This is a genomic window from Cupriavidus consociatus (genome assembly GCF_017814975.1).
Lineage (GTDB): Bacteria > Pseudomonadota > Gammaproteobacteria > Burkholderiales > Burkholderiaceae > Cupriavidus > Cupriavidus consociatus.
The window spans coordinates 1-320 of record NZ_JAGIQA010000189.1 but is presented as its reverse complement, the minus strand read 5'-3'; the positions used below and the strand labels follow the sequence as shown (position 1 = coordinate 320).

Below are 320 nucleotides of genomic sequence, written 5' to 3'. Positions count from 1 at the left end.
CGCAGCATCGGGTTCGGGTTTGCGGCGGCCAGGATGTCGTGGAAGGTCAGGTCTTCCTGGCGCTGGTCCAGCAGCGGTGTCGCAGCCGCGGCAGATGCCGGATCGCACAGGTCGATGGTGCGTTCCAGCGCCTTGAAATCGTCCTCGGTCAGGTGCGGCACCGCGCCGGCGGCGAGTTCGGGCTCCAGCAGGCGGCGCACGGTATAGATGTCGGCAATGCCGACGTCCTTGAAGAACAGGTAATTCTGCATTAGCTGGAAGGTGCGATCCAGCGGGACTTCCACAATCGTGCCTCCGCCCGTCGGCCCGGTGCTGACCCG

1 protein-coding gene is annotated in these 320 nt (G+C 65.6%); it reads right to left on the bottom strand.

Translation table 11 applies throughout. The features are described 5' to 3' along the window. The coding region (locus J8I82_RS38040) for a FadR/GntR family transcriptional regulator (RefSeq protein ID WP_209765797.1) at positions 1 to 320 on the bottom strand (320 nt) is incomplete at both ends.